General features: G+C 68.7%; 15 protein-coding genes. 11 read left to right on the forward strand and 4 right to left on the reverse strand.

The features are described 5' to 3' along the window. The first annotated feature begins 11 nt into the window (after positions 1–11). Complete coding sequence (locus tag AC07PV_RS18855) at positions 12–3,017, forward strand: pilus assembly protein (protein WP_369643594.1); 3,006 nt, start codon at positions 12–14, stop codon at positions 3,015–3,017. Between the two features lie 262 nt (positions 3,018–3,279). Beyond that, positions 3,280–3,663: a hypothetical protein gene (locus AC07PV_RS18860; RefSeq protein ID WP_218296783.1), complete on the forward strand. Its 384-nt coding sequence runs from the start codon at positions 3,280–3,282 to the stop codon at positions 3,661–3,663. 74 nt (positions 3,664–3,737) lie between these two features. On the opposite strand, the gene rpe is transcribed toward AC07PV_RS18860, so the two are convergent. Beyond that, complete coding sequence (gene rpe / locus AC07PV_RS18865; protein WP_218341214.1) at positions 3,738–4,418, reverse strand: ribulose-phosphate 3-epimerase; 681 nt, start codon at positions 4,416–4,418, stop codon at positions 3,738–3,740. 147 nt (positions 4,419–4,565) lie between these two features. Here rpe and apaG point away from each other — a divergent pair, with 147 nt between their 5' ends. The 4 genes from apaG (at position 4,566) to AC07PV_RS18885 (ending at position 9,511) form a co-directional block, all read left to right on the forward strand. Then, positions 4,566–4,973 carry a Co2+/Mg2+ efflux facilitator ApaG/CorD gene (apaG, locus tag AC07PV_RS18870; RefSeq protein ID WP_218296781.1) on the forward strand — a complete coding sequence of 136 codons (408 nt, stop codon included), beginning with the start codon at positions 4,566–4,568 and terminating at the stop codon, positions 4,971–4,973. Then, on the forward strand, positions 4,970–6,967 hold the full coding sequence (gene tlpB, locus AC07PV_RS18875) for a transporter-like protein TlpB (RefSeq protein WP_494631035.1): 1,998 nt from the start codon (positions 4,970–4,972) through the stop codon (positions 6,965–6,967). Before apaG ends, tlpB begins: the two co-directional genes overlap by 4 nt. 166 nt (positions 6,968–7,133) lie before the next feature. Further along, positions 7,134–8,390, forward strand: a complete 1,257-nt coding sequence (locus tag AC07PV_RS18880) for a cation:proton antiporter (protein WP_218296779.1) — start codon at positions 7,134–7,136, stop codon at positions 8,388–8,390. Continuing rightward, complete coding sequence (locus tag AC07PV_RS18885; protein ID WP_218296778.1) at positions 8,387–9,511, forward strand: YbdK family carboxylate-amine ligase; 1,125 nt, start codon at positions 8,387–8,389, stop codon at positions 9,509–9,511. The genes AC07PV_RS18880 and AC07PV_RS18885 overlap by 4 nt, the downstream gene beginning before the upstream one ends. An 18-nt stretch (positions 9,512–9,529) precedes the next feature. Here AC07PV_RS18885 and AC07PV_RS18890 read toward each other — a convergent pair whose 3' ends face one another. Further along, on the reverse strand, positions 9,530–9,931 hold the full coding sequence (locus AC07PV_RS18890; RefSeq protein WP_494631036.1) for a tautomerase family protein: 402 nt from the start codon (positions 9,929–9,931) through the stop codon (positions 9,530–9,532). 338 nt (positions 9,932–10,269) lie between these two features. On the opposite strand from AC07PV_RS18890, the gene AC07PV_RS18895 reads away from it, so the two are divergent. From AC07PV_RS18895 to AC07PV_RS18915, 5 genes are all read left to right on the forward strand, one after another. Beyond that, positions 10,270–11,166, forward strand: coding sequence for a LysR family transcriptional regulator (locus AC07PV_RS18895; RefSeq protein WP_218296776.1), 897 nt, complete (start codon positions 10,270–10,272; stop codon positions 11,164–11,166). A 109-nt stretch (positions 11,167–11,275) separates the two neighbouring features. Next, positions 11,276–12,259 carry a thiamine-phosphate kinase gene (thiL, locus tag AC07PV_RS18900; protein WP_494631037.1) on the forward strand — a complete coding sequence of 328 codons (984 nt, stop codon included), beginning with the start codon at positions 11,276–11,278 and terminating at the stop codon, positions 12,257–12,259. A gap of 127 nt (positions 12,260–12,386) precedes the next feature. Further along, the gene (locus AC07PV_RS18905; protein ID WP_218296774.1) at positions 12,387–12,590 is read left to right on the forward strand and encodes a YgaP family membrane protein; all 204 of its coding nucleotides are present in this window, start codon (positions 12,387–12,389) and stop codon (positions 12,588–12,590) included. Positions 12,591–12,725: 135 nt separating this feature from the next. Continuing rightward, entirely contained in the window at positions 12,726–13,277 is a 552-nt protein-coding gene (locus tag AC07PV_RS18910; protein WP_494631038.1) for an RNA polymerase sigma factor, read from the forward strand. Between the two features lie 95 nt (positions 13,278–13,372). Next, positions 13,373–13,726, forward strand: a complete 354-nt coding sequence (locus AC07PV_RS18915) for a hypothetical protein (RefSeq protein WP_218296772.1) — start codon at positions 13,373–13,375, stop codon at positions 13,724–13,726. A gap of 120 nt (positions 13,727–13,846) precedes the next feature. Here the strand turns inward: AC07PV_RS18915 and AC07PV_RS18920 are convergent, their stop codons facing one another. Continuing rightward, positions 13,847–15,025: an Acg family FMN-binding oxidoreductase gene (locus AC07PV_RS18920; RefSeq protein ID WP_218296771.1), complete on the reverse strand. Its 1,179-nt coding sequence runs from the start codon at positions 15,023–15,025 to the stop codon at positions 13,847–13,849. Positions 15,026–15,064: 39 nt separating this feature from the next. After that, positions 15,065–16,105: an NAD-dependent epimerase/dehydratase family protein gene (locus AC07PV_RS18925; protein WP_494631039.1), complete on the reverse strand. Its 1,041-nt coding sequence runs from the start codon at positions 16,103–16,105 to the stop codon at positions 15,065–15,067. Positions 16,106–16,240 lie beyond the last annotated feature (135 nt).

The raw sequence follows: 16,240 nt of genomic DNA on the forward strand, positions 1-16,240 counted from the left end.
GGAGTTTCACCATGCAAGGCTTCACAACCCGTCAACTGCGCCGGTGGACCGTCCTGGCGATGGGGCTGGCAGCCACCCTGCCCTGCCTCGCTCAGTACACCAGCGACATCGATATCTACAGCGGCACATCCACCTCGGATCCCCCCAACGTACTCATCCTGCTGGACAACACGGCCAACTGGAACAATGCGTTTACCAACGAAATTGCCGCCATGGTGAGCACCATCAATGCCTTGCCGGCTGGCAAGTTTCGCGTAGGCCTGATGCTGTTCACGGAAACCGGCAACCCCAACAACAACGTCGATGGCGGCTATCTGCGCGCGGCCATCAGGCCATTGGACGCTGCCTACAAGACCACGTTCACCAACATGCTCGGCAGCCTGGACAAGCTGGGGGACAAATCCAATGGCGGGAAGGCCGGCAAGACGATGGCCGAGGCCTACTACTACTTCACGGGTGCTGCGCCCAACTCTGGGAACAACAAGGTCAAGGCGGACTACGCAGGCAATGCTTCAGGCACGGCATTTTCCAATGCCATCTACGCACAGCCCAACAATGCCCTGCCGTCTTTCGCGGGATCCCCCTATCGCAGCCCGCTCGTTGACGCCTGCGCGCGCAACTACATCATCTACATCAGCAACGGCGCAGCGCAAGACAACAACAGCGACAACACCGATGCATCCACCCGCCTGTCTGCAGCCTACGCAGCAGCCGGCCTTGCCCGTCCAGCCGATATCACGGACCTGTCGCCGAACGGTTCACAAAGCAATTTTGCCGATGAGTGGGCGCGCTTCATGAAGAAGTCGCCCAGCAATATCACAACCTACACCATGGATGTGGACCGTGTCACGACCGGCCAGGGCCCGGGATGGAGCGCCTTGCTTGGAAGCATGGCGGTCAACAGCGGTGGGGAATACTTCGCCGTCAGCTCCGCGGGTACTGATATCGCTGAGAAGCTGGTATCCATATTCAACCAGCTCCAGGCGAGTGACAGCGTGTTTTCGTCCGCCAGCCTGCCCGTCAGCGTGAATGCCCGAGGCACCTACCAGAACCAGGTGTTCATGGGCATGTTCCGACCTGACCCTGACTCTCGTCCCCGCTGGCGCGGCAACCTCAAGCAGTACCAGTTCGGATACGACGTGCCCACGGACACCCTCTTCCTGGCGGGGGCGGATGGAAAGGCGGCGGTCAGCGGTGCGTCCGGCTTCATCTCGCCCACAGCGATTTCCTTCTGGACATCACCCAGCACTTTCTGGGCCAAGGATCCCATGGGCACGCCTCCCAGCGCATCGGACTCACCGGATGGAGAGGTTGTCGAAAAAGGCGGCGTCGCACAACTGATCCGGAGCGCCTATGCCACCAACCAGGCTACACGGAACCTGTATACCTGTATCGGATGTGCCACAGGAACCAACCTTGCAACCAGCACTTCCGCCCGGTTCAGCACTTCCAACTCGTCACTCACTTCCACACTGGACACCAGCACCATCAACTGGGTGCGTGGCACCAACAACGCGGCGGAAGTGGGCCCCACCACCACGCCGGCAACGACGATCCGACCGAGCGTGCACGGCGATATCCTGCATTCACGTCCAGCCGTTGTGAACTATGGAGGGAATACGGGTGTCGTGGTGTTCTATGGCTCGAACGACGGCATGCTGCGAGCCATCAATGGCAACCAGAGCGGCAATGATGCAGGCGCGGAACTCTGGGGATTCATCCCGCAAGAGCATTTCGGCAAGCTCCAACGGCTGCACGACAACACGCCGGATATCCGCTTGTCCACGACGCTCGTGATTGACGAGACCTCCGCCAGCAAGCCCCAGCCCCGCGACTACTTCGTTGATGGGCCGATCAGCGTCTATCAAAAAGTGAACGCGGACGGCTCCAATGCCAAGGTGTACCTGTATGTGGGCATGCGTCGTGGCGGACGCTTCATCTATGCGCTGGACGTCACGGACCCAACACAACCGAAGTTCCTCTGGAGAAAATCCAATACCGACACGGACTCTCGCTTGAGCGTGCTGGGGCAGACGTGGTCCGAACCCAGAGTGGCAAAGATCAAGGGGCATGCCGACCCCGTGCTGGTGATGGGCGGGGGCTACGATGCCGCTGCGGAAGACGCGGCCACACCCGGTAGCACCACGATGGGCAATGCGGTCTACGTGCTCGACGCATTCACGGGATCGGTTCTCAAGAGGTTTGACACCGCGCGCAGCGTCCCCGCGGACGTCACCCTTGTCGACTCAGACTATGACGGCTACACCGACCGCGCCTACGCGGTGGACACCGGTGGCAACATCTACCGCATCGATCTGGAGACCCCCTCCTCCTCGGCCGTCTCGGATTGGGGCATCTACAAGCTGGCGGCGCTGGCAGGAACGGACACCCGAAAGTTCTTCTACGCGCCTGACGTGGTACCGACAAAAACATTTACCGCTGTGCAAGTGGGATCTGGCGACCGGGAAAAGCCCTTGAAGGGCACAACAGCCGGCACCGACCGCTTTTTCACCGTGTTTGATGACCGGACCGCCAAGGGTACGGCGACATCCTTCACCCCGATCTTGCCGGGCTCTCTCGGTTTGTCCGGCAGCACCACCGACAACATGACCAATGGCTGCTACTTTCCCATGACGGCGGGCGAAAAGGTGGTGAATGCGGCGACGACCTTCCGTGGCCAGACTTACTTCGGCACCAACAAGCCGACACCGCCGGGCAATACATGCTCGGCCAACCTGGGAGAGGCACGCACCTACGCTGCGCCGCTCTTTTGCCGAGCTCCGGCAAGCCAGAAGCTCAATGGCGGCGGCCTGCCCCCCAGCCCCGTGGCGGGATTCGTGACCATCACCTACACCCAGACCAACGCAGATGGCACAACGTCGGAAGTGACCAAGCAGAAGGAATTCGTGATCGGGGCACCGAACCCCAAGGAATCAGGGATTGAAGCAGGGAAATCCACGGCCACCTTGGGCATTCCTCGCAAGCGCCGCTTCTGGTACCAAGAGAACGCACGTTGAGCCACGGTGCTCCAGGCCAAAAAGGCTGACATGAAGTCGGCCTTTTTTTGGTTTGGCGCCGTGCCCATCCGCCGGGCGCGCCAAGGCATTCGCGCGGACACGTGAACGCTCCGCACGAACGAAGCGGCAGCATGCTCCATGAAAGAAGGAAGGCGCGAGGGCGCACGGAGGCGGGAGGCGGTGTCTGACAGGGTCGCAAGGCGCTCGGGGCTACGCTGAAGCCAGCCCGTTTGTGATTACCGAGATTGCCAGGAGCCCTTACATGACCCGCACCGCTTTTTTTGCCCCCGTCCTCACGGCGACCCTGTTGGCAGCCTGCGCAGGCGCCCTCGCCCAGACGCCGCCCCCGGATGCCCGTGCGCGCTACGAGCAGGAGCGCGAGAAGTGCATGACCAACAACACCCAGGACAGCCTCGCGACCTGCCTGCGCGAGGCGAACAACGCGCTGGACGCGTCCCGCAAGGGGCAGCTGAGCAACCCGGGCGCCGCCGCCACGGACAACGCCACGCAGCGCTGCGCGGCGTTCCCGACGGCGGCGGAGCAGACGGAATGCGTGCGCCGCATCCAGAACAGCCCGGCCAGCGGCTCGGTGCCCGGTGGCGGGGTGCTGCGTGAATCCACCACGACCACCGTCGTGCCGCAATAGGCAGTGGCAGCCCCGTATTGGTAATCGTGCCGCGGCAGGCCGCAGCGGCGCGGCCTGGCCAGCCGCCGTGGACGTCAGGCCAGCTGCACGCGCATGGCGTCGATAACGCCCTGGTAGTCTGGCTTGCCGAAGATGGCGCTGCCCGCCACGAACGTATCGGCGCCCGCATCCGCCACACGGCGGATGTTGTCCGTCTTGATGCCGCCGTCCACCTCGAGGCGGATGTCCTTGCCCGTGGCATCGATGCGGCGGCGCACCTCCTCGATCTTGCGCAGCGCCGAGTCGATGAAGCTCTGGCCACCAAACCCTGGGTTCACGCTCATGATGAGGATCAGATCGATGTCGTCGATCACCCAGTCGAGCACATCCAGCGGCGCGGCCGGGTTGAACACCAGGCCGGGCTTCACGCCCTTGGCGCGGATGGCCTGGATGCTGCGGTGCACATGGGCCGAAGCGTCCGGATGGAAGCTGATGTAGTCGGCCCCGGCGTCGGCGAACGCGGCGGCCAACGCATCCACGGGCTCGATCATCAGGTGCACGTCCACCGGAACGGGCACGCCGGCGGCGGTCCGGGCATGCGGCTTGAGTGCCTGGCAGACCATGGGGCCGAAGGTCAGGTTGGGTACGTAATGGTTGTCCATCACGTCGAAGTGGATCCAGTCCGCGCCAGCGGCGATGACATTGCGCACCTCTTCACCCAGGCGGGCGAAGTCGGCGGAGAGGATGGAGGGGGCGATGCGGAAAGAACGGCTCATGGGGGCAATTGTCGCAGTTCAGCGGTTCCACAGGGCAAGCCTCGCCTATTGCGCTGCGTGCACGCGACGTGCCTCCGCCCGGGCGCCGCCGCGCACTCAGGCCCCGGGCACGCGGGGTTTCTGCACCATTGGCTTACCATTCGCCCCATGCCAAAGTACCAGTTCGCCGTGGAGGTGCGCCCCGAATACCTGCCCGAGCAGTCCGCCCCGGACACCGGCGTGTTCAGCTTCGCCTACACGATCACCATCACCAATGCGGGGGAAGCGCCAGCACAGCTGATTTCGCGCCACTGGATCATCAGCGATTCCCGCGGCCACACCGAGGAGGTCAAGGGCCTGGGCGTGGTGGGCCACCAGCCGCTGCTCAAGCCCGGTGAATCGTTTCAGTACACCAGCGGATGCCGGCTGCGCACCGCCAGCGGCACCATGCACGGGACGTTCCACTGCGTGGCGGAGGACGGGGAGCCTTTCAACACGCCCGTGCCGCTCTTCGTGCTGGAAGCGATCAACCACGGCCCGTCGGGTGAGCCGCTGAGCGGTCGGGTGCTGCATTGAAGCGTGGCAAGACCACCCCGGACCTGGCCAGCCTGCTGTCGGCGCTGGATCCGGCAGCCGACCTCGCGCACCGCCACCTGTGGCTCATCCACCTACTGGACTGGGTGCGGGGCGAGCGCGACACCGTGGCCTCCGCCGTGGGCCGCGTGCAGCTCTTCCTGGATGCGGCGCAGGCACGGCCCGACATCCAGCTGCGGCTTCAGGCGTGGTGGGCCACGCTGGTCGACCAGGTGGACATCACCACCCTGCTGGCGGATTTCGGCTTCGCGCCCCGCACCGCGCTGGTCAGCGAGCTGGCCGAACGCCTGCGCACCAAGCTGCTGCCGGGCAGCCCTGAAACCATCGACGCGTCCGAGCTGTTCATGCTGGCCCTGCCCGGGGAGTTCGACGCGCAGTGGCTGTCGGCCCTGGAAGAAGCCCAGCTCACCCGCCTTGTGGCGCTGCTGGCGCCCCCCAGCACCGAAGGCAACCCGGGCCCCTCGCGCTGGCAACGGGCCCTGCTGGATGCCATCACCTACTGCGCCGGACAGATTCTCTCCACGGGCTTCGCACCCGAGCTGCGCCTGCGCATGAGCGAATCCGCCCGCGAAGCCCAGCCCTTTCATGCCCTGATCCGCGACGTGGAAAGCCTGCGCGTGGAGGTGCTGCATGCGCTGCGCACTCCAGACCGGCTCAACGAGGCCGCGCAGCGCCTGCGCGAGCGGCTGGAGGCCTGCCGCGCCGCGGCCGCCACGGTCTACACCCATTTCGAGGACAACGGCATCTCCGTGGGCCTGGTCTTCCGCCTGCGGCAACTGCGCGAGCGCATCCTGCGCGTGCGCGAGCTGCTGGACTGCCTGCTGTCGCCCAAGCCGTCCGTCACCGCCGCCCGGCTCATGGCACGCCTGGTGATGGTGGGCCAGGAACGGCGCAGCCTGCGCGCCCTGCTGGCGTCCAACTCCTCGCTGCTGGCGGCCAAGGTGGTCGAGCGCAGCGCGGAAACCGGCGAACACTACATCACGCGCACCGCGGCCGAGTACCGGGCCATGGTCCGCAAGGCGGCAGGGGGCGGCGCGGTCATGGCCTTCACCACGCTGGCCAAGTTCGGCCTCTATGCGTTGGCGCTGTCGGCCTTCTGGGGCGGCTTCTGGGCGGGCGTGAACTACGCCGTCACGTTCGTGCTGATCCAGCTGCTGCACCTGACCGTGGCGACCAAGCAGCCCGCGATGACGGCGCCCGCCATGGCCGCAAAGCTCAAGGAGCTGGGCGCCAGCGACGCCATCGAGTCGTTCGTGGACGAGATCACGCACCTGGTGCGCTCCCAGGTGGCCGCCGTGCTGGGCAATGTGTTCGTGGTGTTCCCGGCGGTGCTCGGGCTGGCCATGCTGATCGCGCTGGCCACCGGCAGCCCGGCCATCAGCGAGCGCGAGGCAGCGCACGTGTTCGAGTCCCTGCACCTGCTGGGCCCGTCGCTGCTCTTCGCGGCATTCACCGGGGTGCTGCTGTTCGCTTCCAGCATCATCGCGGGCTGGACCGAGAACTGGTTCGTGCTCAACCGCCTGGACTCGGCCATGCACTACAACCCGCGCATCACACGCATGCTGGGCACGGAGCGGGCCGCCCGCTGGGCGCGTTTCCTGCGCGAGAACCTCTCGGGCTTCGCGGCCAACATCTCGCTGGGCTTCATGCTGGGGCTCGTCCCGGCCTTTGCAGGGTTTTTCGGACTGGCCCTGGATGTGCGCCATGTCACACTGTCCACGGGCCAGGTGGGCGCGGCCAGCGCCGCGCTGGGCCTGGGAGTGCTGCACATGCCCGCCTTCTGGTGGGCCGTGGCGTCGCTTCCCTTGCTGGGCGCGCTGAATGTCACCGTCAGTTTCTACCTGGCCTTCAGCCTCGCGCTGCGCGCGCAGAACGTGAGCGGCGTGGACCGGTCGCGCATCTACGCGGCGATCCGCGCGCGCATGCGTTCGGCGCCCCTGAGTTTTTTCATGCCCGAACGCCGCACCGCGCCCTGAGGCGCAGCGGCGGGTGGAACCAAGCGCCGCCCCTGTCCTACAGAGACGTTTTGTTTCCGCCTGTAAATTCAGGCCACGCCAGGCGCACCCCTTCCCCCGCGGAGGCGGTGTGCGCCCGCTCCTTCACACCGACGGGCCAGCCCGTCTGACGCAGAGGTCCCGAAACATGAATGAAATCCTGAGCTTCTGGGCGCAATGGCTGCGCCCCTCGGCCGGGTTGCCCACGGTGCAATGGTCGCTGCTGCTCGCGGTGGCGGCCATGGTGGGCTATCTCACGCAGCGCCACACCGGCCTGCCCAAGGTGCTGGGCTACTCGCTGGTGGGCACCGCCGCCGGGCTCGCAGGCTTCAGCGGCGCCGTGTGGCCGCTGCAGGGTATCGGCCTGTTCCTGCTGGAGCTGGGCATCGCCCTGGTGCTCTTTGAATGCGGTGGCCGCATCCCGCTGCGCTGGTTCCGCCACAACCCCATGGTGCTGGTGCAGAGCATTGCCGAATCCGTGCTGACCTACTTTGCCGTGTACTGGGTGCTGGTGTGGCTGAACCTGCCCCCGCAGGTGGCCGGCCCGCTGGCGCTGGTGGCCCTGGCGGCATCGCCCGCCGTGCTCACGCGCGTGGTGGCGGACACCCGCGCGGCCGGCCCGGTGACGGAGCGCGCCATCGTGCTCACCACCCTGTCCACCCTGTATGCGCTGACGCTGGGCAGCGCGAAGGCCGAGCTGATCAACCGCCAGAGCCTCACCGTGGTGGAAACCGTGTACCCGGTGATCGTGGTGCTGGGCGTTTCCATCGTGGTGGCGGCCGTGCTGGCGCTGGTCTTGCGCATGGCGCTGCGCTTCATGAGCCCCACGAGCGAGAACACCTCGATGCTGTTCCTCGCACTGGTGGCGGCGGGCACCGCCGTGGCGGCGCACATGGGCGGTTCGGCGCCGCTGGCGGCGCTGCTGGGCGGCATGCTGCTCAAGCAGCTCAACCCGCGCCCCTGGGCGTGGCCGCGCCAGCTGGGCAATGCGTCCTCGCTGCTGACCATGCTGATGTTCGTGCTGGTGTCCACCGTGGCCGCCCAGGCGGACTGGAGCGCGCCGGTGGCGGGCGTCGTGCTGGCACTGATCGCCGTGCGCCTGCTGGCCAAGGCCACGGGTGTCGCCCTGGGCAACGTGGGCAGCGGCGCCAGCTGGAAGCAGGCCCTGTGGGTGGGCTGCGCCATGACGCCGATGTCGTCCATCGCGCTGCTGATTGCCTCGCAGTTCGTGCTCGCCTCGCCCTCCACGGGCCATGTGATCGCCGGCGTGGCGCTGCCCGCCATCCTGCTCATGGAAGTGCTGGGCGCCGTGATCGCCACCGTGGCCATCTACCGCGCGGGCGAGAGCTCTAAACCCTGGGCGCCACTGACGACCCGTGGCCACAACGGAGACACCCCATCGTGAGTCTTGAAGCCTTCAACCATTCCGAACCGCTGACGCTGGGCGTCGAGCTGGAGCTGCAGCTCGTCAACACCAACGACTACGACCTGGCCCCCTATGCCGAGGACATGCTGCGCCTCATGAAGAAAACCCCGCTGCCCGGCAGCGTGGTGCCCGAGATGACGAACAGCATGATCGAGATATCCACGGGCATCTGCCATTCCAGCAGCGAGGTGCTGGGCCAGCTCACGCCCATCCGCGACGCGCTGGTCAAGAGCGCCGACAAGCTCAACATCGCCGTGGTGGGCGGCGGCACGCACCCGTTCCAGCAATGGCACGAGCGGCGCATCTACGACAAGCCGCGCTTTCGCGAGCTGTCGGAGCTGTACGGCTACCTGTCCAAGCAGTTCACCATCTTCGGCCAGCACGTGCACATCGGCTGCCCCGACGCGAACGCCGCGCTGCTCATGCTGCACCGCATGTCGCGCTACATCCCGCACTTCATCGCGCTGTCGGCATCGAGCCCCTACGTGCAGGGGCAGGACACGGCGTTCGACTCGGCGCGCCTGAACTCGGTGTTCGCGTTTCCGCTCTCGGGCCGCGCCCCGCTGGCGCTCACGTGGGAGGACTTCACCGCCTACTTCGACAAGATGACGCGCACCGGCGTGGTCAAGAGCATGAAGGACTTCTACTGGGACATCCGCCCCAAGCCTGAGTTCGGCACCATCGAGATCCGCGTGTTCGACACCCCGCTCACCATCGAGCGCGCCGCCGCGCTGGCGGGCTACGTGCAGTCGCTGGGCGCCTGGTTCCTGGCCGAGCAGCCCTTCATGCCCACCGAGGACGACTACCTGGTCTACACCTACAACCGCTTCCAGGCCTGCCGCTTCGGCATGGACGCGGTGTACGTGGACCCGGCCACGGGCGACCACATGCCGCTGCGCGAGCACATCCTCAAGACCATGGACAAGATCGCCGGCCACGCCGCCGTGCAAGGCGCATCGAGCGCCATGCACATGCTGCGCACCGAGGTCGAAGCGGGCCAGAACGATGCGCGCTGGCTGCGCGAGCGCCAGCGCGAGGAGCAACTGCTGGCCGAGGTCAGCCGCCAGGCGGCGCAGCGCTTTCGCGGCGCCACGGCCTGATCCTGCGCGGCCCCGCCGTCACGCCGGCAGCACCGCCAGCTGGCGCGAGTGCTGCGTGCGCCCACCATGGCCCCAGTCGCTGGCGGGCAGCTCCCGCACCACCACGTAGCTGGCGGGGGCCAGCACGCCGTCCCCGGCCAGCTGGCGCTGCAGCTCCGCGAACGCCGCCTGGATGAAGGCGGCCTTCTCTTCCTGCGTGTTCGTGCCCTGCGTGATGCTGATCTCCAGCAACGCCGTGGGCTGTTCGGCCGGCGCACCGCCGATGTGCCAGCGCGCGGCGGGCAGGTCGTCGATGACCACCGCCGTCACCTCGCGGCGCTTGCCCAGCAGGTCCACCGTGAGGTCCGTCAGCGCGCCGGCCAGTTGCCGGTAGCGTTCGGGGTTTTGCAGCGGGGCCAGTTTCAGAACGAGGGTTGGCATGGTGCTGTCTTCCTTTCTTGCGGGGTGGGAGCAGCAGGGGACGGCGTGTTCAGCCCGGCGCTGCGCAAAACCCAAAGGCCCGCGCGCACCAGAGTGCGCGCCAGCCAGGCGTGGGCGTCACGAAGGGCCTGCTGGCGCAGCCGCAGCGCGTCGCGCCGGGCGCAATCGCGCAGCCTCTGGTACTCAGCGGGGTGCATGGGCTGGTGCATGGCGGTTCCTTTCGAGGGCTGTTTTGCAGGGCTTGAAGCCACTGTAGGCAGCCCCGGGCGCGGCGGAAACGGCCCACGGCGCAAGACCGTTTTGCGCGGATTGCAAGGCCCCGCCGTTACCATCGCCCCATGCGCGAGATCCGCTTTGAAGACATGCACCTGTTCGTGCGCGTGGCCGACCTGGGCTCGCTCTCGGCGGTGGCGCGCGAGCGCGGCGCGCCGGTGAGCCAGGTCTCGCGCACCCTGTCGCGCATCGAGCAAGCCTGCGGCGCGCGGCTGCTGCACCGCTCCACGCATGGCCTCGCGCCCACACCCGAGGGACTGACCTTCCTGGACTACTGCCGCCGCATCACGGGCACGCTCGACGAGCTGGAAGGCGAATTCGCCCACCAGAGCGGCCAGCCCCGTGGCTGGGTGCGCGTGGCGTCCAGCTCGGTCGTGGCCGAGCACCTGTTGATTCCGAGCTTTGACAGCCTGCAGCGGCAGCACCCGCAACTGCGCGTGGAGCTGCTGGTGGATGACCGCATGGCCGACATGGCGCGCGATGGCATCGACATCGCCATCCGCACCGGCCCCCCGCTGACCGACACCGTGGTGGCGCGCCCGCTGGGCACCTTGGCACGCGCCCTGTACGCCACGCCCGGCTACCTGCAGGCCCATGGCGCGCCAGAACACCCCGACGACCTGCACGCGCACCGCCTCATCGCCAACAGCGCGGTGGCTTTCCTGAACCATTGGCCCTTCCTCGTCGATGGAGAACCCCGCGTGCTGGTGGCCGAGGGCCACTGGCGCTCGGGCAGCACCGCCATCACGGCGCGCATGGCGCTGCAGGGCCTGGGCATTGCGCGCCTGGCCACGGTGGTGGCCGAGCCCCTCGTGCGCCAGGGCCTGCTGGCGCCCGTGCTCGCCGACTGCGTGGACCTGCAGCCCAGCCCGATCCATGCCATCACCCTCACCCGCAGGCACCGGCTGCCCAAGATCCAGGCCTGCATCGACCACTGGGCGCGGTGGTTTGACCCGCGCTAGCGCACCACCATGCCACGCTCTTTTTTGCTGCCGCACATGTTTTCTGATTTTTGGCCCTCCCCGGCCCACCATCCACACCGCACACACCCCATGACCACACGGCCCTGCCATGGGTGAGTTCGACCTGATCGCCCGCTACTTCACCCGCCCCGCGCGCCCCGGCGGCGCCGTGGCCCTGGGCGTGGGAGACGACTGCGCGCTGCTGGCGCCTGCGCCCGGCATGCAGCTGGCCATCTCCAGCGACATGCTGGTGGAGGGCCGCCACTTCTTTGCGGACGTGGACCCCGAGGCCCTGGGCCACAAGGCGCTGGCCGTGAACCTGTCGGACCTGGCGGCCTGTGGCGCGCGCCCGCTGGCGTTCACCCTCGCCCTGTCGTTGCCCCGGGTGGACGAGGCCTGGCTCGCGGGCTTCTCGCGCGGGCTGCTGGCGCTGGCCGACGCCCACGGCTGTGCGCTGGTGGGCGGCGACACCACGCAGGGCCCGCTCAATATCTGCATCACGGTATTTGGCGAGGTCCCCCCGGGCCAGGCCCTGCTGCGCAGCGGCGCACGGGCCGGCGACGACATCTATGTCAGCGGCACGCTGGGCGACGCCCGCCTGGCGCTGGAAGCCCTGCTGGGCCACGCCCCCCTGCCCGCCGGCGTGCTGGCCCGCGCGCGCCAGCGGCTGGAGCGCCCCACCCCGCGCGTGGCCCTGGGCCTGGCCCTGCGCGGGGTGGCCAGCAGCGCCATGGATGTGAGCGACGGGCTGCTGGGCGACCTGTCGCACATCCTCAAGGCCTCGGGCGTCGGGGCCCACATCGACACGCACACTACTTCAAAAATGATAGCATCCAGCGCTTACCCATCAAGCGCCAACGGCCAAATTGGCTTGGAATTGATCCACCAATGCACGCTGGCAGGCGGCGACGACTATGAGCTGGCCTTCACCGCCCCGCCCGCACAGCGTGACGCCGTGGCCGCCGCGTCGCGGGCCAGCGGCACGCCCGTCACCCGCATCGGCACCGTGCGGGCCGAGCCCGGACTGCAGCTGCTGGACGCGCAGGGCCAGCCCATGGACAACCGCTACGCCTCGTTCGACCATTTCCGGTAACGGGCCCCGGCGGCCGGCGGCCACTTTTTTTCGCGGACCATGAATCCTTTGGCGAAACCAGCGGCTCTTGGTGGGGGGAGGCGCCCTGTGCTGGCATCTCCTTCAACCGACCAAGGAACCAATTCCCATGCTGTACCGCAAGAACATTACCCGCCCCGAAAGCCTGCTGCGCGTTGTGGGGGGCGTCGCCCTCATCGCTGCGGGGCTGTGGTGGCTGGCCGCATCCCCCTTGGGCCTGGCGCTGGCCGCCGCGGGCGTCGGCAGCATCCTGAGCGGCGCGTTGGGCTACTGCCCCGCCTGCGCCATGGTGGGCCGCAGGCCCGTGGAATGACATGAGACATTCCCCCCTCGAGTCGCTTCGCGCCTTCACCCCCCGCTCTCACGCTGCGCGCGGGCAGGGAGGCGCAGCCAGCGCGCCGGTCTCATGGGCTGCGGGTGGCGCAATGCACCGTGGAGAACTGAGAAGATGAGCCCCACCCAACCACTACCCACGCTCGCCCAGCTGCTACCCGCAGCGCGCAGCGGCGACGCCGTGGCGATGGAGCAGCTGCTGCGCCTGACCCGCCCCGACATCCGCCGCTATGCGCTGCGCCACTGCGCGGCCACCACGGCCACCGACGACGTGGTGCAGGAGGCGCTCATCATCGTCTACCGCCGGGTGGGCGCGCTGCGCGAGGTGGCGGCGTTTGGCGGCTGGGTGGTACGCATCGTGCAGCGGCTGTGCATGCGGCCCATGCTCGCGTGGCTCAAGGCCGAGCCCCTGGCGCAGGTGGAGGACACGCTGGCATGGTCGCACCGGCCCGACCACGAACTGCGCCACGACCTGGCCCTGGCCATCGACTCGCTGCCCCCCCTCTACCGCGACGCGCTGCTCCTGCGCGACTTCGAGGAGCTGACCATCGAGGAGATGGCCCAGCGCTTGGGCGTGACGCGCGAAGCGGCCAAGAGCCGCCTGCACCGCGCGCGGGCCCTGGTGCGGGAGTACCTTTCCGCGCCCGCCGGCACCCCGGGGCATTGAGGCCAGGCGCCAAAGCGGCCGCGCTGCGCAATAGTTCACGCGGCGCCCTGCGGGCTTTTGCAACGCCAGGCCCGCAGCGTGCAACATCACGCCCCATGGCCTACACCTACCTGTTCTTTCAACCCGCCCGGCTGCCGCTGCGCACGGAGGACCTCTCGCCCGACACCGTGCTGGTGCTGCGCGACATCGAGCACATCAAGGCATCGCTCGCCCAGGTGCTGCCGGGGCTGGAATGGGCCCTGCCCACCTGGGGCCATGCCACGGTGCTGGGCCACGGGGTGGAGTTCCACCTTCCCGAGAACGTCTCCGAAGGCCCGCTGGCCATGCATTGCTCGCTGCGCACCGACTACACCGCATGGGTGCAGGCGCTGTGCGACACGCTGGGCTGGCTGGCCTTCGACGAAACGCCCATGTGCCTGCAGCCCCACGGGCCGCCCTTTCCCGCTTGACGCGCCGCGCGCGAAGCCCCGGTTCGACGCCGCCGCCCGGCGGGAACGGGAAGCCGCCCCGGCCCTCCAGCCAAACAGCCAGCCGGCAAACAGGCCTTCCTTGCGCGGCGACCGCCCCGCTCAGGCGCGCACGAACTGCGCCAGCGGCCGGCGCGGCGTGGCGGGCACCTCGCCCTGCGGGTAGCCGATGCGGCAGAACATCTGCACCGTGGCATCGTCCGCGCTGCGCGGCGCGGGCCGCCCCAGCACCAGCTGGTGCACGCGCTCGTAGTGCGGCGCCATCTCGGCGAACTCCTGCAGCGCCTGGCTCATGGGGTGCATGCCCACGCCCAGCGCCGTGGCCCGCAGCTGCAGGCGCGCATAGGCCCGGCCCGCCTGGACCTGGTCAGCGCGCGTGTTGCCGCCCGCGATCCACACAAAACCCATGGCCGTGCGGCTGTGGCCTTCGAAGCGGCCCATCGCGCTCTTGTAGGCCGCGCTGCCTTCGGCGGGCGGCGCCGTGCGGTCGAACATGCCCAGCGCCGCCACCGCCCGCACGAAGGGCGAGTTCAGGGAGATGCCGTCGCGGTGGCGCAGGATTTCGGAGGGGCCCACGCGCGTGAGGTGGATGCTCTCCATCATCGTGCGCGGGGTGAGCAGCTCGACCTGCGCGGATTCCCAGCACAGCGCGCGCAGCGGCCCCAGGCGGGCATCGTCCACCGTTCCCCCGGCCTGCAGCGGCGCCCCGGGGCGCTGGCTGGCCAGCAGCGCGGCCAGCACCTCGGGCGCCACGGGACGGGCCGTGTCGAAGTCGCTCTTGGGCGTGCGGCGCTGCAGCACCTGCGCAAACAGCGGATCGGGCTGGCCCGCGGGCTGGAGGGTGACACGCGCCACGGGCCGGTCGTCCCAGGCGGTCAGCGCCTCGGGCAGCGGGCCCTGCGGCCACAGCTGCACCTCGCTGCCCGCGCCTTGCTGCGCCAATGCCAGCACCAGCAGCTCCAGGAACGCCCCGTGGCCGATCAGGATCTGTCGGCCCAGCGGGTCGGTGTGCGGCAGCACGCGCTCGCGGTCGGTGCGCAGGGTGATCACGCCGTCCTCGCGCAGGTCCACCACCCAGGGCTGCAGGTTGTGCGGGTTCGGCGCGGTGATGGCGTAGGCCACGGCGCGGCGGCGCACCTCGGTCTCGCCCACGGGGCCCTGCCAGGCCTCGACCGCCTCGGCGGGGTAGTGCGGGCCGGCCACGCCACACGCGGCCAGCGTGCCCGTGGCGGCGGCGATGGTGCCACCACCGGCCAATCGAATGAAGTTGCGGCGATGCATGGAGACGCTCCTTGGAGGGGTGAGAAAGACAGACACGGGTCAGGCCAGCGCGGCACGGCGCGCCTGCGGGGCCAGCAGCCCCAGGTCGGCGAGCGCCTGGCGCACCGCCTGGTCGAAGGGCGTGTGGGGTTCACCGCCGATGAGCGCGCGCAGGCGCGTGTTGTCCAGCCGGTGCGGCGTGCTCCACAGGTAGCGCATGGCCGCCAGCGCGGCGAACGTGGGCGCCACGGCGCCCGCGATGCGCAGCAGCGGCCAGGGCAGCCGCCCTACCCGCAGCGCGCCGGCATCGGGCAGCCAGCCCTGTTCCGCGGCAATGGCCGTGAAGCTGTGCAGCCATTGCCGGGCGCTGGCGTGGTGCCCCGCGAAATGCAGGCATTCAAAGGCGGCCAGGCGATGCCGCTCCTGGGCCACGCGCACGAAGGCACGCGCCAGGTCGGGCAGGTAGGCCCAGGGCGTGGCCACGTCCAGCGGGCCGGGCCAGGTGATGCGGCCCCGGGGCAGCTCCCTGGCGATGGCCTGGTCGAGCCAGCTGCCCGGGCCGCTGCCAAAGAAGTCGCCCGCGCGCACCACCACCGCCCGCAGTCCGCCGTCCCGCGTGGCGGCGGCCAGGCGCTGCTCGAGTTGCACGCGCAGGCGGCCCTTGAAGCCGGTGGCGGCCTGGGGCGTGTCCTCGTGCAGCACGGCGGGCATGGCCTCGCCGAAGTTGTAGACGTTCCCGGGCAGCATGAGCGTGGCGCCCAGCGTGCGCGTGACGGCGACCGCCGCCTCCATGAGGGCGGGCGCCTCGTCGCGCCAGGCCTTGTGCGTGTAGGCCGGGTTGAGCGCATGCACCACCACCTGGGCGCCCCGGGCCTGCGCCGCCAGCGCGGGGGTGTCCTGCACCGCCGCGGGCAGCCACCACACGCCGGGGATGGCCGGCAGCGCCGCTCCCTGGGCGCCCGGCCGCACCTGCGCCAGCACTTGCCAGCCCGCCTGGGCGAAAGCGCGGGCGGCGGCCTGCCCCAGGCGGCCCCGGCCTCCAAGGATCAGCACGGTGGAAGCCGCCGGGGCGGCGGTGCTGGGCGTGGCGCTGGTGGTCATTGGGGGCCTTTGTGAAAAGAAGGAATGGGGTGATTGTGGAAATGCGCGGCGAACTACACAATTGCCTAACTTTTCATATCAGCAATTCATTTTTGAATAGCAAGGCCCGCAGAAACCGGAGCACGCCGCCGCCCC

The sequence above is a fragment of the Acidovorax sp. GW821-FHT09A11 genome (genome assembly GCF_059418365.1).